The sequence below is a fragment of the Pseudomonas sp. NFX224 genome (assembly GCF_048565165.1).
GTDB lineage: Bacteria > Pseudomonadota > Gammaproteobacteria > Pseudomonadales > Pseudomonadaceae > Aquipseudomonas.
Map to the genome: position 1 here is coordinate 1,663,436 of NZ_CP183416.1, position 19,262 is coordinate 1,682,697.

At 58.5% G+C, this 19,262-nt stretch carries 17 protein-coding genes; 3 read left to right on the top strand and 14 right to left on the bottom strand.

Going from position 1 to position 19,262, the window contains the following annotated elements; genetic code table 11:
- Positions 1-10 precede the first annotated feature (10 nt).
- The 14 genes from lpxB to rpsB form a co-directional block, all read right to left on the bottom strand.
- Positions 11-1,141 carry a lipid-A-disaccharide synthase gene (lpxB, locus tag ACNYC6_RS07540; RefSeq protein ID WP_419711756.1) on the bottom strand — a complete coding sequence of 377 codons (1,131 nt, stop codon included), beginning with the start codon at positions 1,139-1,141 and terminating at the stop codon, positions 11-13.
- Between the two features lie 2 nt (positions 1,142-1,143).
- Positions 1,144-1,920 (bottom strand): acyl-ACP--UDP-N-acetylglucosamine O-acyltransferase, encoded by a 777-nt coding sequence (lpxA, locus tag ACNYC6_RS07545; RefSeq protein ID WP_419711757.1) that lies wholly within the window; start codon positions 1,918-1,920, stop codon positions 1,144-1,146.
- The gene (fabZ, locus tag ACNYC6_RS07550) at positions 1,917-2,357 is read right to left on the bottom strand and encodes a 3-hydroxyacyl-ACP dehydratase FabZ (RefSeq protein WP_007907157.1); all 441 of its coding nucleotides are present in this window, start codon (positions 2,355-2,357) and stop codon (positions 1,917-1,919) included. Before fabZ ends, lpxA begins: the two co-directional genes overlap by 4 nt.
- A 106-nt stretch (positions 2,358-2,463) precedes the next feature.
- Positions 2,464-3,519: a UDP-3-O-(3-hydroxymyristoyl)glucosamine N-acyltransferase gene (gene lpxD / locus ACNYC6_RS07555; protein ID WP_419711758.1), complete on the bottom strand. Its 1,056-nt coding sequence runs from the start codon at positions 3,517-3,519 to the stop codon at positions 2,464-2,466.
- 3 nt (positions 3,520-3,522) lie between these two features.
- The gene (locus ACNYC6_RS07560; protein WP_007990260.1) at positions 3,523-4,026 is read right to left on the bottom strand and encodes an OmpH family outer membrane protein; all 504 of its coding nucleotides are present in this window, start codon (positions 4,024-4,026) and stop codon (positions 3,523-3,525) included.
- Between the two features lie 44 nt (positions 4,027-4,070).
- Entirely contained in the window at positions 4,071-6,446 is a 2,376-nt protein-coding gene (gene bamA, locus ACNYC6_RS07565; protein WP_419711759.1) for an outer membrane protein assembly factor BamA, read from the bottom strand.
- A gap of 74 nt (positions 6,447-6,520) precedes the next feature.
- A complete protein-coding gene (rseP, locus tag ACNYC6_RS07570; RefSeq protein ID WP_419711760.1) occupies positions 6,521-7,873 on the bottom strand; it encodes a sigma E protease regulator RseP in 1,353 nt (450 codons plus the stop codon).
- Positions 7,874-7,926: 53 nt separating this feature from the next.
- On the bottom strand, positions 7,927-9,117 hold the full coding sequence (gene ispC, locus ACNYC6_RS07575; protein ID WP_419711761.1) for a 1-deoxy-D-xylulose-5-phosphate reductoisomerase: 1,191 nt from the start codon (positions 9,115-9,117) through the stop codon (positions 7,927-7,929).
- Positions 9,114-9,920 carry a phosphatidate cytidylyltransferase gene (locus tag ACNYC6_RS07580; RefSeq protein WP_419711762.1) on the bottom strand — a complete coding sequence of 269 codons (807 nt, stop codon included), beginning with the start codon at positions 9,918-9,920 and terminating at the stop codon, positions 9,114-9,116. The genes ispC and ACNYC6_RS07580 overlap by 4 nt, the downstream gene beginning before the upstream one ends.
- Positions 9,920-10,675, bottom strand: a complete 756-nt coding sequence (gene uppS, locus ACNYC6_RS07585) for a polyprenyl diphosphate synthase (protein ID WP_419711763.1) — start codon at positions 10,673-10,675, stop codon at positions 9,920-9,922. Before uppS ends, ACNYC6_RS07580 begins: the two co-directional genes overlap by 1 nt.
- Positions 10,676-10,688: 13 nt before the next feature.
- A complete protein-coding gene (gene frr / locus ACNYC6_RS07590) occupies positions 10,689-11,246 on the bottom strand; it encodes a ribosome recycling factor (RefSeq protein ID WP_403104918.1) in 558 nt (185 codons plus the stop codon).
- Complete coding sequence (gene pyrH / locus ACNYC6_RS07595; protein WP_003172271.1) at positions 11,243-11,986, bottom strand: UMP kinase; 744 nt, start codon at positions 11,984-11,986, stop codon at positions 11,243-11,245. The genes frr and pyrH overlap by 4 nt, the downstream gene beginning before the upstream one ends.
- Positions 11,987-12,196: 210 nt before the next feature.
- The gene (gene tsf, locus ACNYC6_RS07600; RefSeq protein ID WP_419711764.1) at positions 12,197-13,060 is read right to left on the bottom strand and encodes a translation elongation factor Ts; all 864 of its coding nucleotides are present in this window, start codon (positions 13,058-13,060) and stop codon (positions 12,197-12,199) included.
- Positions 13,061-13,252: 192 nt separating this feature from the next.
- Positions 13,253-13,990 carry a 30S ribosomal protein S2 gene (rpsB, locus tag ACNYC6_RS07605; RefSeq protein ID WP_419711765.1) on the bottom strand — a complete coding sequence of 246 codons (738 nt, stop codon included), beginning with the start codon at positions 13,988-13,990 and terminating at the stop codon, positions 13,253-13,255.
- Positions 13,991-14,363: 373 nt separating this feature from the next.
- On the opposite strand from rpsB, the gene map reads away from it, so the two are divergent.
- From map to dapC, 3 genes are all read left to right on the top strand, one after another.
- The gene (gene map, locus ACNYC6_RS07610; RefSeq protein WP_419711766.1) at positions 14,364-15,146 is read left to right on the top strand and encodes a type I methionyl aminopeptidase; all 783 of its coding nucleotides are present in this window, start codon (positions 14,364-14,366) and stop codon (positions 15,144-15,146) included.
- Between the two features lie 45 nt (positions 15,147-15,191).
- Positions 15,192-17,894: a [protein-PII] uridylyltransferase gene (locus tag ACNYC6_RS07615; RefSeq protein WP_419711767.1), complete on the top strand. Its 2,703-nt coding sequence runs from the start codon at positions 15,192-15,194 to the stop codon at positions 17,892-17,894.
- A gap of 89 nt (positions 17,895-17,983) precedes the next feature.
- A complete protein-coding gene (gene dapC, locus ACNYC6_RS07620; RefSeq protein ID WP_419711768.1) occupies positions 17,984-19,183 on the top strand; it encodes a succinyldiaminopimelate transaminase in 1,200 nt (399 codons plus the stop codon).
- Positions 19,184-19,262 lie beyond the last annotated feature (79 nt).

The following is a 19,262-nucleotide window of genomic DNA, read 5'->3' on the forward strand; positions in this document are numbered from 1 at the left end:
CTTGTCTTACTCATTGTACTTGGCCGATCAGGTTGAGCACTGCATCCGCAGCCTGGTTGGAGGCGTCCAGACGAAGGGTGCGGTGAATTTCGTCGAAGCCACGGGTCTGCTCTTCTCCGTCCTCGATCAGAGGTGACAAGGTCTGGGCCAGCGCTTCGACCGTCGCATCGTCCTGCAGCAATTCAGGCACCAGCAGACGCTGGGCCAGCAAGTTCGGCAAGGAGACGTAAGGGCCTTTCACCATGCGTTTGAGAATCCAGAACGTCAGGGGTGCCAAACGATAAGCCACCACCATCGGTCGCTTGTACAACAGCGCTTCAAGCGTTGCTGTACCGGAGGCAATCAGCACGGCGTTGCATGCCGCCAGCGCCAGGTGCGACTTGCCATCGAGCAAGGTCAACGGCAGATCGCGACCGACCAACAGCTCTTCAAGCTGCGCCCGGCGCTGGGGGTTGGCGCAAGGCACGACGAATCGCACGCCCGGACGCAGTGCCCTTAGGCGCTGCGCCGTGTCCAGAAACAACGCACCAAGACGCCCCACTTCGCCGCCACGACTGCCAGGCATCAGCGCAACCAACGGCCCGTCAGGCAATCCAAGCTCGGCCCGCGCAGCCGCGCGGTCAGCTTCGAGCGGAATGGCATCAGCCAAGGTGTGCCCGACAAACCGCACCGGCACGCCCTTCTCTTCGTAGAATTTGGCTTCGAACGGGAACAGCGTCAGCATCAGGTCGCAGCCTTCGCGAATCTTCAGCACCCGCTTCTGCCGCCAGGCCCAGACCGAAGGGCTGACGTAATGCACGGTCTTGATCCCGGCCTGACGCAGCTTGAGTTCGATATTGAGGTTGAAGTCCGGGGCATCGATACCGATGAATACGTCCGGCTTCGCGGCGATCAGGTCGGCGACCAGCTTCTTGCGGCGTGCCAGCAGTTCGCGCAATCGGCCCAGCACTTCCACCAGGCCCATGACCGACAGGCGTTCCATCGGGAAATACGAGGTCAGGCCCTCGGCCTGCATCAGCGGACCGCCGACACCGATGAACTCCACCGCTGGGTGGCGAGCCTTGAGCGCACGCATGAGACCCGCGCCAAGAATGTCGCCGGAAGCCTCACCCGCTACCAGCGCAATACGCAGATTGGCCATGATTAACGGGTGATGCCGCGGGTCGAAGACTGGATGGAGTCGCGGAATACGGCGACTTCCGGGAACTGGATCGAAGGTTCGGCCAATTCGGTGAGTGCTTGCTCGACTGTCAGCCCCTGGCGGTAGACCACCTTGTAGGCACGACGCAGCGCGTGGATCGCATCTTCACTGAAGCCACGACGGCGCATGCCTTCGAAGTTCATGCTGCGAGCCTCGGCGGGGTTGCCGAAAACCGTGACGTAGGCAGGAACGTCCTTGCCGATGGCGGTCCCCATGCCGGAAAAACTGTGAGCACCGATGTGGCAATACTGGTGAACCAGGGTAAATCCAGAGAGGATCGCCCAGTCTTCCACGTGCACGTGGCCGGCCAACGCAGTGTTGTTGACCAGGATGCAGTGGTTGCCGATAACGCTGTCGTGACCGATGTGCGCGTAGGCCATGATCAGGTTGTGATCGCCCAAGGTCGTTTCCGAACGATCCTGAACGGTCCCACGGTGAATCGTCACGCCTTCGCGGATGACGTTATGGTCACCGATCACCAGGCGCGTTTCTTCGCCTTTGTATTTCAGATCCGGTGTGTCCTCACCTACCGAGGAGAACTGGTAGATTCGGTTGTGCTTACCGATTCGGGTCGGACCCTTAAGGATCACGTGCGGCCCGATGACGGTTCCCTCGCCAATTTCCACACCTGCGCCGATGATCGACCACGGCCCGACCTCGACACCGTCGGCCAGTACGGCCGTCGGATCGATGATTGCGCGAGGGTCAATCAAACTCATAGTTTGCGTTCCGCGCAGATGATTTCAGCGGAGCAGACCGGCTTGCCATCGACCGAAGCCTGGCACTCGAACTTCCAGATCTGACGCTTGCAGCTGAGGAACTTGGCCTCAAGGATCAGCTGGTCGCCCGGCAGCACAGGCTGGCGGAAGCGCAGCTTGTCGGAGCCGACGAAGTAGTAAAGCGTGCCGTCGGCCGGCTTCACGTCGAGCATTTTGAAGCCAAGGATCCCGGCAGCCTGAGCCATCGCCTCGATGATCAATACGCCCGGCATGATTGGATGCGCGGGGAAGTGACCATTGAAGAACGGTTCGTTGATGCTGACATTCTTGTAGGCGCGAATGCGCTTGCCTTCCACATCCAGATCCACGACCCGGTCCACCAGCAGGAACGGGTAACGGTGAGGCAGGTATTCGCGAATCTCGTTGATGTCCATCATTTCGGGGGGAAGCCTATGTAAAGATTGGGAGCGCGACTGACGCGCACTCCTCTAGCAAATCAAGGGCGCAGTTTAGCGACTGTGCACACTTGATATGGAAATGGTATCAGCCATCTGATGAAGCATTACCGCCAGGGGTCACTTCCCCTGCTTGCTTTTCCAGCTGTCGCAAACGCCGCGCGATGTCATCGAGCTGACGAATACGTGCCGCGCTTTTGCGCCACTCGGCTGCCGGCTGCATCGCCGTACCGGAAGAATACGCGCCCGGCTCGGTGATCGAGTGGGTCACCATGGTCATCCCGGTGATGAAAACGTTATCGCAAATATCGATATGCCCCACCAGCCCGACACCACCGGCGAGCATGCAGTGCTTGCCGATTTTGGTGCTGCCGGAAATCCCTACGCACGCAGCCATGGCCGTGTGATCACCCACCTGAACGTTGTGGGCAATCTGAATCTGGTTGTCGAGCTTAACGCCATTACCGATGATGGTATCGGCCAGCGCACCACGGTCGATGGCGGTATTCACGCCGATCTCCACGTCGTCACCGACCAGCACACCACCAATCTGGGCGATTTTCTGCCAGATACCTTTCTCGTTGGCAAAACCGAAGCCTTCGCCACCGAGCACGGCACCGGACTGAATCACCACCCGCTTGCCAATGCGAACGTCGTGATACAGGGTCACGCGCGGTGCGAGCCAGCCACCTTCACCGATAACGCTGCGGGCACCGATGAAGCAGTGCGCACCAATGGTGGCTCCTGCAGCAATATGCGCCCCGCTTTCGATAACCACAAAGGCACCGATGCTCGCGGCCGGATCAACCACCGCATCCGCCGCAATCACCGCCGTCGGGTGAACACCAGCAGCCGCTTTGGGCTTGGGGTCGAACAGGTGGGAAATACGAGCGTAAGCGGCGTACGGATCAGGTACCACCAGTGCATTGCCGGCAAAACCTTCAGCATCAGCGGCCTTGAGCAACAAGGCTGCGGCCTGGCTGCCTGCCAGGAACTTGCGGTATTGGGGGTTTGCCAGAAAGCTCAACTGAGCTGGGCCAGCCTCCTGCAAGGTGGCTAGCCCAGTAATTGCTTTCTCCGGGTCGCCACGCAGGGTGGCGCCGAGGAACTCGGCCAATTGGCCGAGCTTAATGGTCGCTGTCATGGATTACTTCAGCTGATTCATGCGCTCGATAACCTGGCGCGTGATGTCGTACTGAGGTTTGACATCAATCACTGCGCCACGCTCGAAGACCAGGTCAAAAGCACCTTTCTTGATGACTTCTTCCACAGCGCTATCCAGTTTCGGCTTGAGCTGCTTGAGCATTTCACGGTCGGCAACGGCTTTGGCTTCGTTCAGTTCCTTGGACTGGAACTGGAAGTCACGAGCCTTTTGCTTGAATTCAAGTTCCAGACGCTCACGCTCGCCTTGCTGCATTTTGTCGCCACCGGCCATCAGGCGATCCTGAATACCCTTGGCGCTGCTTTCCAGAGTCTTGAGCTTGGTCAGTTGAGGACCGAACTTCTTCTCGGCATCCACGGCGTATTTCTTGGCCGCATCGGATTCCAGCAGGGCCATCTGATAGTTCAGAACGGCGATTTTCATGTCGGCAAAAGCCGGACCTGCTACCAGTACGGAAGCCAGGAGAACCAATTGAGTCAACTTACGCACGATGCACCCCTAAAAATCCATTGTCGTTATCTTGGGTCAGACGCTTAGAACGTCTGGCCGAGGGAGAATTGGAACACTTGAGTTTCAGCGTCATCCGGTTTCTTGACCGGCATGGCCAGTGCAAAACTCAGAGGACCCAGTGCGGTGACCCAGGTCACACCCACACCGACGGAACTGGCCATATTGCTCAAGCTGATATCGTTGCACTTGGTGTTGGACTTCGTGCCATCGGCATTTGTGGTATCCGAGCACGACGAGTCGAACACGTTACCCACATCCCAGAATACCGAGGTACGCAGGGAACGCTGATCCTTCACGAACGGCAGCGGGAACAGAACTTCCACACCACCCTGGATCAGGACGTTACCACCGAACGGCAGCGGATCCTGGTCCGGATCGACTGCTGTGCCAGGGTTCTTGCCTGTACTTGGCGTACTGCGAGGACCCAGGGTGCTGTCCTTGAAGCCGCGAACCGAGTTGAAACCACCAGCATAGTAGTTTTCATAGAATGGCAAGCCATCGGTCGATCCGTAGCCATCGCCGTAACCCAATTCGGTATGCAGGCGCATGGTGTAGCTGTCGCTCAACGGCTGGAACAACTGGCCACGGTAATCGAGCTTGAAGAACGACAGGTCGCTGCCCGGCGTCGTGGTTTCCAGCACGAGGCTCTGGGAATGACCACGCGTCGCGAGCACGCCTTTGTTCAAGGTGGACTCGGACCAACCGGCCGAAGCCTTGAAGTTCAGGTATTTGTCGCCTTCCTTGTCAACGAAGTCGAAGATTTCGTCAACGGTGTAGACACCGGTCTTGATCTCGTCCTGCTGAGCCGTCAGGCCGAAGGTCAGACGCGAAGTCTCGCTGATCGGATAACCAACGCTCACGCCCGCACCCAGGCTGTCTACGGAGTAGCTCGCTACGTCGACGTCGAGGTCATCGTAGTCGGTGGTGCGGTAGAACGCGTTGTAACCCAGGCTCACGCCATCAGCAGTCCAGTAGGGGTCGACATAACCGAAGTTATAGCGGCTCTGGTATTCGCTGCGGGTCAAGCCGATGCTGACCTTGTTACCGGTACCGAGGAAGTTGTTCTGGGTGATCGAACCACCGAGGATCAGGCCCGCGCTCTGGGCGAAACCGACGCTAGCGGTAATCGAACCGGAGGCTTGCTCTTCAACGCTGTAGTTCACATCGACCTGGTCATCGACACCTGGCACCGCCGGCGTTTCAACGTTGACTTCCTTGAAGAAGCCCAAACGCTCCAGACGGGTCTTGGATTGGTCGATCAGGTAGGTCGAAGCCCAGCCGCCTTCCATCTGGCGCATTTCACGACGCAGCACTTCGTCTTCGGACTTGGTGTTGCCACGGAAGTTGATGCGGTTCACATAAGCACGTTTGCCCGGATCGACGGCGAAGGTGATATCTACGGTGTGATCATCATCGTGCGGCTGTGGCACGCCGTTGACGTTGGCGAAGGTATAACCCTCGTTACCCAGACGACGGGTGATCAGCTCGGAAGTGGTAGTCATCAGCTTGCGCGAGAACACTTGGCCTTTTTGCACGAGGAGCAGGGACTTGACCTGGTCTTCAGGCACTTTCAGGTCGCCGCTCAGCTTCACATCACGAACGGTGTACTTGTCGCCTTCGTTGATGTTGACGGTGATATAGACGTGCTTCTTGTCCGGGGTGATGGACACCTGTGTCGAAGCGATATCCATGTTGATATAGCCACGGTCCAGATAGTAGGAACGCAGGCGCTCCAGGTCACCGGAGAGCTTTTCACGGGCGTACTTGTCATCGTTCTTGAAGAACGACAGCCAGTTGGTGGTCTTGAGTTCGAACAGGTCGATCAGGTCTTCATCCGGGAAGACGGTGTTGCCCACAACGTTGATGTGCTGGATAGCGGCAACGGTGCCTTCGTTGATGTTGACCTTCAAGCCAACGCGGTTGCGCGGCTGCGGCACCACTTCGGTGTCGACGGTAGCCGAGTAGCGGCCCTGGGCGACGTACTGGCGCTGCAGCTCGTTACGTACACCTTCGAGGGTGGCGCGCTGGAAGATTTCGCCTTCGGCCAGACCGGACTGCTTGAGACCTTTCATCAGGTCTTCGGTGGAGATCGCTTTGTTGCCTTCGATCTCGATACTGGCAACCGACGGACGCTCGACTACTGTAATAACCAGGACGTTGCCGTCGCGGCCCAGCTGGATATCTTGAAAGAAACCGGTTTTGAACAGCGCACGAGTGGATTCCACCAGGCGACGATCATCCGCCTGTTCGCCGACGTTCAACGGCAAAGCACCAAAGACGCTACCCGCGGAGACCCGCTGGAGGCCATTGACGCGAATATCAGAGATAGTGAAGGACTCGGCGTGAACTTCGGCGATCATCAATACGGTGAGAACCGCAGTTAGCAGCAGACGTTTCATGAAGTCCTTTCTTATTCCAACTGGCAATAAACAAACTGCCGCAAAATGCGGCAGATTCGCAATTCAGCGAAGTGTTACAGACGACCCAGATCATTGACCAGAGCAAGCAACATCACTCCGACCACCAAACTGATCCCAATCTGTATCCCCCAACCCTGCACCCGATCCGACAAGGGACGACCACGCGCCCACTCGATCAGATAAAACAACAAATGCCCCCCATCCAGCACAGGAATGGGCAGTAAATTCAGAACCCCCAGGCTAATACTCAGATAAGCAAGGAAATTCAGGAAATCAGCGACACCCGACTGGGCCGAAGCGCCCGCCACTTTAGCAATGGTTATCGGTCCACTCAAGTTTTTTACCGAGAGCTCGCCGAACAACATTTTCTTGAGTGAATCGAGGGTCAGCACGCTCATGGTCCAGGTGCGTCGAGCCCCCTCTCCAATCGCGGCCAAAGGACCGTAACTGACCTCGCGAATCATCTCCGGTGGCCAGTCGACCGCCTTTACTCCCGCCCCCAGATAGCCGCTGGGCGACTTCTTCTCGCCGCGGGCAGCCAACATGACAGGGACGTCGATTTGAGCACCGTCGCGCTCGACCCGCAGCATGATTTTGGTATCAGGATGCATACGAACGGTATCGACCACTTGCTGCCAGTCATCCAGCGGCTTGTCATCAAGCGCCAACAGGCGATCACCGGTTTTCAGTCCGGCAGCCTGCGCCGGACCTTTCGGATCAAGCTCTGCCAGGACCGGCGGCAATGCCGGACGCCAAGGACGAATCCCCAGCGAGCGAATCGGGTCCGGCTCGTCAGCGCCCTTGAGCCATTTATCCAGCGCCAGCTCACGCGGCGAATCGATCGTGGTGCCCTGCTCACGGACCAGCAGCTGCAGGGAACCACTCTCCCCAAGGCGACGCACCAGTTGCAAATTCACCGCGGCCCAACCGGAAGTTGGCTCGCCGTCGATGGAGATGATTTCCTGGCCCGCGCTCAAACCCGCCTTGGCGGCGATACTTCCGGACTCTACGGCACCGATGACCGGGCGTACCTGCTCGCTGCCGAGCATGGCCACCACCCAGAAAAACCCGAGCGCCAACAAAAAGTTGGCTATCGGCCCGGCCGCGACGATGGCAATGCGCTGACGAACGGATTTGCGATTGAAGGATTGATCGAGCTGATCGGCCGGCACTTCGCCTTCACGCTCATCGAGCATTTTTACGTAGCCGCCCAGCGGAATGGCGGCCAGCACGAACTCGGTGCCTTGTTTATCGTGCCAGCGCAGCAGCGGCATGCCGAAGCCTACGGAAAAACGCAGCACCTTGACCCCACAGCGACGCGCGACCCAGAAGTGGCCGAACTCGTGGAAGGTAACCAGCACACCCAAAGCCACCAGGGTGCCGACAATCATATAGAGCGCGCTCATCTACTTTCTCCGCATTCCGATCCGGTGCTGCATGGGCCAACGCATTGCAGCATTTACCGCCCGTGACGACTCAACCATTGCTCGGCCAGCACACGCGCCTTGGCGTCCGCCGTGAACACTGCCTCGAGATCATCGACTGCTACCACAGGCTCAAGATTCAATGTTTCCTCGATGATACTCGCGATTTCCGGGTAACGAACCCGTCCGTCGAGAAACGCGGCCACAGCGACCTCATTCGCCGCATTCAGCATCGCTGGTGCGCTGTTACCCGCCTCGGCAGCCAGACGGGCCAGATGCAGACAAGGAAAACGCTCTTCGTCCGGCGCTTGGAAGTCCAGACGCGCGACGGCGAACAGATCCAGCGGCGGTACACCCGAATCAATTCGCTCAGGCCACGCCAGCGCGTTGGCGATTGGCGTGCGCATGTCCGGATTGCCCAATTGAGCCAGAACTGAACCATCGATGTAATCAACCAGTGAATGAATCACGCTTTGCGGGTGAATCACCACTTCAACCTGGGAAGGCTTGGCATCGAATAGCCAGCAGGCTTCAATCAACTCAAGGCCTTTGTTCATCATGCTGGCGGAATCGACCGAAATCTTGCGTCCCATGGACCAATTCGGGTGAGCACAGGCCTGCTCAGGCGAAACATGCGCCAATTCCGCCATCGGCGTCTGTCGGAACGGCCCACCGGAGGCTGTCAGCAAAATCCGACGCACACCAACAGCGCCGAGGCCACGGGCGAAATCCCGCGGCATGCACTGGAAGATCGCGTTGTGTTCGCTGTCGATCGGCAGCAGGACCGAACCACTCTTGCGCACGGCCTGCATGAATAATGCGCCGGACATTACCAGCGCTTCCTTGTTGGCCAGGAGGATCTTCTTGCCAGCCTCCACTGCCGCCAGAGTCGGACGCAAACCCGCCGCACCGACAATGGCCGCCATCACTGCATCGACTTCAGGGTCGGCGGCGACTTGACACAGACCTTCCTCACCCACCAGCACACGGGTCGAAAGTCCTGCGGCACTCAAGTCATCCTGCAACGCACGGGCAGCGCCGGCTTCAGGCACGACAGCAAAACGCGGCACGTGACGCACACAAAGTGCCAGCAACTCACTCAAACGGGTAAAACCGCTCAAGGCAAAGACTTGATAACGATCAGGATGACGAGCGATGACATCGAGGGTACTCAGACCAATCGAGCCGGTCGCTCCCAGAACGGTAATCTGCTGAGGACGGCTCACGGTGCAGCCATCCACAACAGCACGGCAAATACCGGGATGGCGGCGGTCAGGCTATCGATGCGGTCCAGCACACCACCGTGACCTGGCAGCAGATTGCTGCTGTCTTTGATCCCCGATTGGCGCTTGAACATGCTTTCAGTGAGATCGCCCACCACCGAGATAAACACGATCACAGCGGCACCGATCAAGCCCTTGAACAGCTCGGCAACCGTCCAGTCACGGAAGAACCCGACGAGCACGGTGATGACCAGGCTGAGGACCAGCCCACCATACACGCCTTCCCAGCTCTTGCCGGGACTGACCAGCGGCGCCAGCTTGCGCTTGCCGAAGGCCCGACCAGAAAAATACGCACCGATATCGGCGCCCCAGACGAGCACCATCACTGCCATGATCAGCCAGTTACCCAGCGGATACTTCTTGATCTCGACCAGGCCCTGCCAGGCCGGCAACAGAATCAGCAGGCCAATCACCAGCTTGCAGGCCGCACTGGCCCAATGCTCGCTGGAGCGTGGATACGTCAACACCAGGTAGGTCGCAATCCCCCACCAGATAACCGACGCTCCCAGCACCCAAGGCGAAAGGCCGGGAAGGATATGCATGATCAGCAACATCAACGCCACGACAGCGGCATAGGCGATACGCATCGGCTGGGCATCGAAGCCCGCCAGACGCGCCCACTCCCACGCACCGAGGGTCACGACCAACCCGATAAACAACGCAAAACCGGTCCCCTCGAGCAGGAAAAACCCGCACAGGGCAATCGGCAGCAGGATCAGCGCAGTGATGATTCGTTGTTTAAGCATTAAACCCGGGCTCCAGCCTCGACCTGCTCGCTCGTTTTACCGAAGCGACGCTGGCGAGATGCGAAATCGGCCAGCGCGTTTCGCATGGCGTCGTGTTTGAAGTCCGGCCAGAACAGGTCGGAGAAGTACAACTCGGCATAAGCGAGTTGCCACAGCAGGAAGTTGCTGATGCGGTGCTCGCCACCGGTACGGATGCACAAATCCGGCAACGGCAAGTCACCGGTGGCCAGGCAGGTTTGCAGCAAACCCGGCGTAATGTCTTCCGGACGCAAATGACCAGCCTGAACCTCCCGCGCCAGTCGCTGAGCGGCTTGCGCGATATCCCACTGACCACCGTAATTGGCGGCGATCTGCAGGATGAAGCGATTGGCGCCGGCCGTCATGGCCTCGGCTTCACGCATGGCAGCCTGAAGCTCAGGATGAAAGCGCGAACGGTCGCCAATGATGCGCAAGCTGATGTTGTTGTCATTCAGGCGCTTGGCCTCGCGACGCAACGCCTTGAAGAACAGGTCCATCAAGGCACTGACCTCATCGGCCGGGCGCTGCCAGTTCTCGCTGGAGAACGCGAACAGGGTCAGTACCTCAACCCCCGACTCTGCACACACCTCGATGACCGCACGAACCGCATCGACACCCGCTTTATGCCCGGCGACACCCGGCATAAAGCGTTTTTTCGCCCAGCGATTATTACCATCCATGATGATCGCGACATGGCGCGGCACCGCGGACGGCGCGACCTGCTTGGTCTTTTCCATGAAAACGCGACCCTTATACGGCCATCAGGTCTTTTTCTTTCTGCGCCAAATTCGCATCGATTTCAGCGACGTACTTTTTGGTCAGATCATCAATCTCGCCAGTGGCGCGACGCTCTTCGTCTTCGCTGATCTCCTTTTCCTTGACCAGGTCCTTCAGCGAGCTGTTGGCGTCACGACGGATGTTGCGCACGGCTACACGAGCGTCTTCAGCGACATCGCGAGCCTGCTTGGTAAAGCCCTTGCGGGTCTCTTCAGTCAGGGCCGGCATGGAGATCAGCAGCAGCTCACCCAGGTTGGTCGGATTCAGGTTCAGACCAGCGCTGCCGATCGCCTTGTCAACAGCACCCAGCATGTTGCGCTCAAAGGCAACGACTTGCAGGGTACGGGCGTCTTTAACGGTAATGTTCGCCACTTGCTTGATCGGGGTATCGGAACCGTAGTAAGGCACCATCACGCCTTCCAGAATGCTTGGGTGCGCCTGGCCGGTACGAATACGACCGAAGTTGTGCGCCAGCGATTCGACGGATTTCTTCATGCGCTCTTGAGCGTCTTTCTTGATTTCGTTGATCATTGTTGGCCTTCCTCGATCAGTGTTCCTTCAGCGCCGCCGTGCACGATGTTCAGCAGGGCGCCGGGCTTGTTCATGTTAAATACGCGCAGCGGCATCTTGTGGTCGCGGCACAGGCAGATGGCCGTCAGGTCCATAACACCCAGCTTGCGATCCAGCACTTCATCGTAGGTCAGATGATCGAACTTCTCGGCATGCGGGTCTTTGAATGGGTCAGCGGTGTAAACGCCATCGACCTTGGTTGCCTTGAGCACGACATCGGCATCGATTTCGATCGCACGCAGGCAGGCAGCCGAGTCCGTAGTGAAGAACGGGTTGCCCGTACCGGCCGCGAAAATCACGACTTCCTTGGCGTTCAGGTGGCGCATGGCTTTGCGGCGATCGTAGTGATCGGTCACACCCACCATGGAAATGGCCGACATCACGATGGCGGAGATATTGGCACGTTCAAGCGCATCGCGCATGGCCAAGGCGTTCATCACAGTGGCCAGCATGCCCATGTGGTCGCCCGTCACCCGATCCATACCGGCTGCGCTCAGCGCTGCACCGCGGAACAGGTTACCACCGCCGATCACCAGACCGACCTGAACACCGATGCCCACCAGTTGGCCAACTTCAAGCGCCATGCGATCCAGAACCTTCGGATCGATCCCGAACTCTTCCGAGCCCATCAGGGCCTCGCCGCTAAGTTTGAGTAGAATGCGTTTATAGCGAGCCTGATAACCACTGCCCTGCTGAGCCATTGCGAATCTCTCCTGCGGCGTATTTTAAAAATTCTTTGCGAGCTGTTTTCAGCTGGCGTTCACTCTAGCTTGGCGCTGCTTCAGCGCCATCGGAACATGGCTTTGTAAGCCAGTTCCAAATGGAAACCAATTAAAAATTGGTAACCCATCTGAAAAGAGGCTGCGCGCGTGAGCGGGCAGCCTCTTCAGGGCGACAGTTAAAAAACCGTCTTATTGCTTGGCGGCAGCCAGCTGTGCAGCAACTTCTTCAGCGAAGTTATCAACTGGCTTCTCGATGCCTTCGCCTACTTTGAAGTAGGTGAAGGAAACGATTTCAGCGCCGGCTTTCTTGGCCAGAGCACCAACGGTGATTTCCGGGTTCATAACGAAAGCTTGCTCAACCAGGCTGGCTTCGGCCAGGAACTTGGTGATACGGCCGGCGATCATCTTCTCGACGATTTCAGCTGGCTTGCCTTTCATCTTGTCTTCGTTCAGGGACAGGAAAACGCCCTTCTCGCGCTCGATGGCTTCTGGCGAAACCTGCGATGGCAGCAGGAACTCAGGGTTGCTTGCCGCCACGTGCATGGCGATCTCTTTGGCCAACTGAACATCGCCGCCCTTGAGAACAACAGCAACACCGATCTTGTTACCGTGCAGGTAGGTGCCGACTACGTCACCTTCAACGCGAACCAGGCGACGGATGTTGACGTTTTCGCCAACTTTGGCCACCAGGGCTTCACGAGCCGATTCCTGAGCGGCGATCAGTGGAGCTGCGTCGGTCAATTTTTCGGCGAAGGCTTTTTCTACGCTGGCAGCAACGAAGTTTTTAAAGTCGTCTTGCAGGGCCAGGAAGTCGGTCTGCGAGTTCACTTCCAGCAGCACGGCAGACTTGTCGTCAGCCTTGATGGCGATAGCGCCTTCAGCGGCAACGTTGCCCGCTTTCTTGGCAGCCTTGATGGCGCCCGAAGCACGCATGTCATCAATGGCTTTTTCGATGTCGCCGCCAGCCTTGGTCAAGGCCTTTTTGCAGTCCATCATGCCTTCGCCGGTACGCTCGCGCAGTTCTTTGACCAACGCTGCAGTAATCTCTGCCATTTCAAAATTCCTCTTGGATAGGTTATCAACCATTCCACCCGATCGAACGGGCGTTCAATTCTTCCCGAACCACCTTTGTAAGCTGCTGCACGTTACAGATGCTGTAGCTGCGCCGCCGACAAATGGTTTTCGAGGTGGCAAAAAGGGGGCCAAGCCCCCTTTTTGCTTACTGAGTCAACGCCAGGGCGTCAATTACTCAGCTGCAGCTGCCGGAGCTTCTTCAGCGAAAACTTCGGTGCCGCCAGCAGTGTTGTTGCGACCACGGATAACAGCGTCAGCCATCGAACCCATGTACAGCTGGATAGCGCGGATTGCGTCATCGTTGCCTGGGATGATGTAGTCAACGCCTTCCGGACTGCTGTTGGTATCGACTACGCCGATAACCGGGATGCCCAGCTTGTTGGCTTCGGTGATCGCGATGCGCTCGTGATCAACGTCGATAACGAACAGAGCGTCTGGCAGACCGCCCATGTCCTTGATACCACCCAGGGAACGATCCAGCTTTTCCAGGTCACGGGAGCGCATCAGCGCTTCTTTCTTGGTCAGCTTGGCGAAAGTACCGTCTTCGGCTTGTACTTCAAGGTCACGCAGACGCTTGATGGAAGCACGGATGGTTTTGAAGTTGGTCAGCATGCCGCCCAACCAGCGGTGATCGACGTACGGCGAACCGCAACGTGCTGCTTCTTCAGCAACGATCTTGCCAGCGGAACGCTTGGTGCCGACGAACAGAATCTTGTTTTTGCCCTGGGCCAGACGCTCTACGAAAGTCAGAGCTTCGTTGAACATTGGCAGGGTTTTTTCAAGGTTGATGATGTGGATCTTGTTACGCGCGCCGAAAATGTATTTACCCATTTTCGGGTTCCAGTAACGGGTCTGGTGACCGAAGTGCACACCGGCCTTCAGCATATCGCGCATGTTGACTTGGGACATGATAGTTCCTTAATAAGTCGGGTTTGGCCTCCACGTATCCCAATGACCAACCACCAGCAATTACGCTTGCGGCACCCAGGTCATCGTGTCGACACGTGTGTGGATTTAGGCTTTTCGGGGCATCCCCGGAAAGCGGCGCATTTTATATCACAGGGAAGGGAAAAACGGAACCCGGATTCTGAAAACCTGACAACCAGGGTGCTCCCTCCCTTGGAATCCGCCCAGAATGCACCATTCTATAGAGAGAAGCGATGTACAGAAGCGCGGATTTGCGCTGATCGTCTGGTAGAATCGCGTTTTTCAGGGCTGCGAACTTCGATCGCGCATTGCCCATTCCGTTTGTGAAGCGCCGTTGAGCGCAGAGAGAGCCTGTATGACCGTCACCCTCAAAACCCCCGAGGACATCGCAAAAATGCGCATCGCCGGCAAACTGGCCGCCGATGTGCTGGAAATGATTGCCGAACATGTCAAACCGGGCGTCACGACCGAAGAACTCGACCGCATCTGCCACGACTACATCATCAACGAACAGAAGGCCATCCCTGCCCCGCTCAACTACAAGGGTTTCCCGAAGTCCATCTGCACCTCGATCAACCACGTGGTCTGCCACGGCATCCCGAACGAGAAAGCGCTGAAGGATGGCGACACCCTGAACATCGACGTCACCGTCATCAAGGACGGTTACCACGGCGACACCAGCCGCATGTTCCACGTCGGCAGCGTGCCGGTCTGGGCTGAGCGCCTGTCGCAAGTGACTCAGGAATGCATGTACAAGGCTATCGAGTTGGTCAAACCCGGCTGCCGCCTGGGCGACATCGGCGAAGTGATCCAGAAGCACGCCGAGAAGAACGGTTTCTCGGTGGTTCGCGAGTTCTGCGGCCACGGTATCGGCAAAGTGTTCCACGAAGAGCCGCAAATCCTGCACTACGGCCGCGCCGGCACCGGCATGGAACTGAAGGCCGGCATGACCTTCACCATTGAGCCGATGATCAACCAGGGCCGCGCGGACACCAAGGTGCTGGGCGACGGCTGGACCGCGATCACCAAGGACCGCAAGTTGTCGGCACAGTGGGAACACACCCTGCTGGTGACCGATACCGGCTACGAGATCTTCACCCTGCGCAGCGATGACACCATCGCACGCGTTTCGGCCTGATCCGACCCGCACAGTTCCCAGCCTAATAGATAGGAAAGCCAATCGATGCCGCAGGTGGATCCCGAACTCTTCGACCGCGGCCAGTTCCAGGCTGAACTGGCTCTGAAGGCAAGCCCGATCGCGGCCTTCAAGAAGGCGATCCGCCAGGCACGCGAGGTGCTCGACGCGCGTTTTCGCAGCGGCCGGGACATCCGCCGGTTGATCGAGGATCGCGCCTGGTTCGTCGATAACATCCTGCAAAAGGCCTGGGAGCAGTTCAATTGGAGTGAAGATGCCGACATCGCATTGGTCGCGGTCGGCGGCTATGGTCGCGGCGAACTGCACCCTTACTCCGACATTGATCTGCTGATCCTGCTGGACAGCGCGGATCATGAAGTTTTCCGCGATTCCATCGAGCGTTTTCTGACACTGCTGTGGGACATCGGCCTTGAGGTCGGTCAGAGCGTTCGCTCCGTCGACGAATGCGCCCTGGAAGCCCGTGCCGACCTGACGGTAGTCACCAACCTGATGGAAAGCCGGACCATTACCGGTCCCGAGCATCTGCGCCAGCGCATGCTGGATGTCACCAGCACCGCGCACATGTGGCCGAGCAAGGACTTCTTCCTGGCCAAACGGGCCGAGCAGAAAGCCCGTCACCACAAATACAACGACACCGAATACAACCTGGAACCCAACGTCAAAGGCTCGCCTGGCGGCCTGCGGGATATCCAGACGATTCTCTGGGTGGCCCGTCGCGAATACGGCACCCTGAACCTGCGGGCGCTGGCGGGCGAAGGCTTCCTGGTGGAGAGCGAAAACGCCCTGCTGGCCTCATCCCAGGAATTCCTGTGGAAAGTGCGTTACGCCCTGCACATGCTCGCCGGTCGCTCCGAAGACCGCCTGCTGTTCGATCACCAGCGCACCATCGCCAAGTTGCTGGGGTTCGAAGGCGACGACGCCAAGCAGGCGGTCGAAAACTTCATGCAGCAGTATTACCGGGTGGTGATGAGCATTGCCCAGCTCAGCGACCTGATCATCCAGCACTTCGAGGAAGTCATCCTCGCGCCGGAAGACGAAGCGCCGCCACATCCGATCAATTCGCGATTCCAACTGCATGACGGCTACATCGAGGCGCGCAACGACAACGTGTTCCGTCGCACCCCGTTCGCCATGCTGGAAATCTTCGTGCTGATGGCCCAGCAGCCGGAAATCAAAGGCGTGCGTGCCGACACCATTCGCCTGCTGCGCGAAAACCGCCACCTGATCGACGACGATTTCCGCAACGACATCCGTAACACCAGCCTGTTCATCGAGCTGTTCAAGTGCAAGATCGGCATCCACCGCAACCTGCGGCGGATGAACCGCTACGGCATCCTCGGGCGTTATCTGCCGGAGTTCGGCTTTATCGTCGGGCAGATGCAGCACGACCTGTTTCACATCTATACGGTCGATGCCCACACCCTGAACCTGATCAAACACCTGCGTAAGCTGCAGTACACCCAGGTGTCGGAAAAATTCCCGCTGGCCAGCAAGCTCATGGGCAAGTTGCCCAAGCCTGAGCTGATCTACCTGGCTGGCCTGTACCACGACATCGGCAAGGGCAGGCATGGTGATCACTCGGAAATCGGTGCAGTGGACGCCGAGGCGTTTTGCCAGCGCCATCAATTGCCCGTGTGGGACAGCCGCCTGATCGTCTGGTTGGTGCAGAACCATCTGGTGATGTCGACCACTGCCCAGCGCAAGGACTTGTCCGACCCGCAGGTGATCCACGACTTCGCGCAGATCGTCGGTGATGAAACCCATCTCGATTACCTGTATGTGCTGACTGTCGCCGACATCAACGCCACCAACCCGACACTGTGGAACTCCTGGCGCGCCAGCCTGCTGCGCCAGCTCTACACCGAGACCAAGCGCGCATTGCGTCGCGGCTTGGAAAACCCGGTGGACCGCGAAGAGCAGATCCGCCAGACCCAAAGCGCAGCCCTGGACATTCTGGTGCGCGGCGGCAACGATCCGGACGATGTCGAGCAGTTGTGGGCGCAGTTGGGCGATGACTATTTCCTGCGTCATACCGCCGGCGACGTTGCCTGGCACACCGACGCGATTCTCCAGCAACCCTCCGACGGCGGGCCACTGGTGTTGATCAAGGAAACCACGCAAAGGGAGTTCGAGGGCGGCACGCAGATCTTCATCTACGCACCGGACCAGCACGATTTCTTCGCCGTGACCGTGGCCGCGATGGACCAGTTGAACCTGAACATCCATGACGCCCGGGTCATCACGTCCAGCAGCCAGTTCACCCTCGACACCTATATCGTGCTCGACACCGACGGTGACTCGATCGGCGACAATCCTGCGCGGGTCAAACAGATCCGCGACGGCCTGACCGAAGCCCTGCGCAACCCGGACGACTACCCGACGATCATCCAGCGCCGGGTGCCGCGCCAGCTCAAGCATTTTGCCTTTGCACCGCAGGTAACGATCCACAACGATGCCCAGCGTCCGGTGACCGTACTGGAACTGACCGCGCCCGACCGCCCTGGCCTGCTGGCCCGCGTGGGCACGATCTTCCTGGAGTTCGACCTGTCGCTGCAGAACGCCAAGATCGCCACCCTCGGCGAGCGCGTGGAAGACGTGTTCTTCATCACCGACGCGAACAATCAGCCGCTGTCCGACCCGCTGCTGTGCAGCCGGTTACAAGACGCAATCGTCGAGCAGTTGAGCGTCAACCAGGAACCCGATATCAAACTGTCGCGCATCAGTATCTGAGTTAAACCATTTCCCCCTGTGGGAGCGGGCTTGCTCGCGAAAGCGCTGTGTCAGCCAACACACAGCTCCCACATTGAAAGAGGCCCCCGATGAACAACGCTCTGTCCCAGCTCCAGCCCTACCCGTTCGAGAAACTTCGCGCCCTGCTCGGCAGCGTCACGCCCAACCCGGACAAGCGCCCTATCGCTCTGTCGATCGGCGAGCCGAAACACCGTTCGCCAAGCTTTGTCGCCGAGGCCCTGGCCAGCAATCTGGAAAAGATGGCCGTGTACCCGACCACCCTCGGCATCCCGGAGCTGCGTGAAGCCATTGCCGCCTGGTGCGAGCGTCGCTTCGGCGTGCCGAACGGCTGGATCGACCCGGCGCGCAACGTATTGCCGGTCAACGGCACCCGCGAAGCCTTGTTCGCCTTTACCCAGACCGTGGTGAACCGTGGCGACGACGCCCTGGTGGTCAGCCCAAACCCGTTCTACCAGATCTACGAAGGCGCGGCGTTCCTCGCCGGTGCCAAGCCGCATTACCTTCCTTGCCTGGATGAAAACGGCTTCAACCCGGATTTCGATGCTGTTTCGCCGGACATCTGGGAACGCTGCCAAATCCTGTTCCTGTGCTCGCCGGGCAACCCGACCGGCGCGCTGATCCCGGTCGACACCCTGAAAAAACTGATCGCCCTGGCCGATGAATACGATTTCGTAATCGCCGCGGACGAGTGCTACAGCGAACTGTACTTCGACGAACAAACCCCGCCGCCGGGCCTGCTCAGTGCCTGCGTGGAATTGGGCCGCAAGGACTTCAAGCGCTGCGTGGTATTCCACAGCCTGTCCAAGCGCTCCAACCTGCCAGGCCTGCGCTCGGGTTTTGTGGCCGGCGATGCGGACATTCTCAAAGGCTTCCTGCTTTATCGCACCTACCATGGCTGCGCGATGCCGGTGCAAACGCAACTGGCCAGCGTCGCTGCGTGGAATGATGAAGTACACGTGCGCGCCAACCGTGCGCTGTATCGCGAAAAGTATGACGCGGTACTGGAAATTCTCAGCCCGGTGATGGATGTGCAGCGCCCGGATGGTGGTTTCTACCTGTGGCCGAACGTGGCGGGAGATGACGCCGCCTTCTGTCGCGACCTGTTCGAACAGGAACATGTGACCGTCGTGCCAGGCTCTTACTTGTCGCGGGATGTCGATGGCGTCAATCCCGGCGCCGGGCGTGTGCGCATGGCGCTAGTTGCGCCGCTGGCAGAATGTGTTGAGGCGGCTGAACGGATCCGCACGTTCATTACAAAGAACAAGTAAGCTCACCACGCCTGCACTGTACAACGCAGTGCAGGCATTATTAAGTTGCCGCAACAGACCCTAACAAATAGAAACTTTA

Excerpts from the sequence above, each read along its gene's own strand:
- lpxB (WP_419711756.1), bottom strand. The coding sequence starts at position 1,141 with ATGGCCAATCTGCGTATTGCGCTGGTAGCGGGTGAGGCTTCCGGCGAC.
- lpxA (WP_419711757.1), bottom strand. The coding sequence starts at position 1,920 with ATGAGTTTGATTGACCCTCGCGCAATCATCGATCCGACGGCCGTACTG.
- fabZ (WP_007907157.1), bottom strand. The coding sequence starts at position 2,357 with ATGATGGACATCAACGAGATTCGCGAATACCTGCCTCACCGTTACCCG.
- lpxD (WP_419711758.1), bottom strand. The coding sequence starts at position 3,519 with ATGACAGCGACCATTAAGCTCGGCCAATTGGCCGAGTTCCTCGGCGCC.
- bamA (WP_419711759.1), bottom strand. The coding sequence starts at position 6,446 with ATGAAACGTCTGCTGCTAACTGCGGTTCTCACCGTATTGATGATCGCC.
- rseP (WP_419711760.1), bottom strand. The coding sequence starts at position 7,873 with ATGAGCGCGCTCTATATGATTGTCGGCACCCTGGTGGCTTTGGGTGTG.
- ACNYC6_RS07580 (WP_419711762.1), bottom strand. The coding sequence starts at position 9,920 with ATGCTTAAACAACGAATCATCACTGCGCTGATCCTGCTGCCGATTGCC.
- uppS (WP_419711763.1), bottom strand. The coding sequence starts at position 10,675 with ATGGAAAAGACCAAGCAGGTCGCGCCGTCCGCGGTGCCGCGCCATGTC.
- frr (WP_403104918.1), bottom strand. The coding sequence starts at position 11,246 with ATGATCAACGAAATCAAGAAAGACGCTCAAGAGCGCATGAAGAAATCC.
- pyrH (WP_003172271.1), bottom strand. The coding sequence starts at position 11,986 with ATGGCTCAGCAGGGCAGTGGTTATCAGGCTCGCTATAAACGCATTCTA.
- tsf (WP_419711764.1), bottom strand. The coding sequence starts at position 13,060 with ATGGCAGAGATTACTGCAGCGTTGGTCAAAGAACTGCGCGAGCGTACC.
- rpsB (WP_419711765.1), bottom strand. The coding sequence starts at position 13,990 with ATGTCCCAAGTCAACATGCGCGATATGCTGAAGGCCGGTGTGCACTTC.
- map (WP_419711766.1), top strand. The coding sequence starts at position 14,364 with ATGACCGTCACCCTCAAAACCCCCGAGGACATCGCAAAAATGCGCATC.
- ACNYC6_RS07615 (WP_419711767.1), top strand. The coding sequence starts at position 15,192 with ATGCCGCAGGTGGATCCCGAACTCTTCGACCGCGGCCAGTTCCAGGCT.
- dapC (WP_419711768.1), top strand. The coding sequence starts at position 17,984 with ATGAACAACGCTCTGTCCCAGCTCCAGCCCTACCCGTTCGAGAAACTT.